This is a genomic window from Desulfosporosinus metallidurans (assembly GCF_001936615.1).
Lineage (GTDB): Bacteria > Bacillota > Desulfitobacteriia > Desulfitobacteriales > Desulfitobacteriaceae > Desulfosporosinus > Desulfosporosinus metallidurans.
The window spans coordinates 1-262 of record NZ_MLBF01000240.1 but is presented as its reverse complement, the minus strand read 5'-3'; the positions used below and the strand labels follow the sequence as shown (position 1 = coordinate 262).

Here is a 262-nt window from a genome sequence, read left to right as displayed (position 1 = left end):
AAAATTGCTGTTTATTCACGTGACTCCAATGTTGATCCTGTTGGAGCGTGTGTTGGGCCCAAGGGAGTTCGTGTGCAAACGATTGTCACAGAATTAAAAGGGGAAAAAATTGATATTGTCAACTACTCAACCGATCCTCAAGAGTTTGTAGCTAATGCCCTTTCTCCTGCGAAGGTTGTGGGAGTGTATCCTAAACCCAATGAAAAAGTGGCCATCGTCGTGGTTCCAGACTATCAACTTTCCCTGGCGATCGGCAAAGAGG

Annotated in this window: 1 pseudogene; it reads left to right on the top strand. The window is 45.4% G+C overall.

The annotated features are described in order from the left end of the window. Positions 1 to 262 (top strand): annotated as a pseudogene (locus tag DSOL_RS26535) (transcription termination factor NusA); the annotation flags it as partial.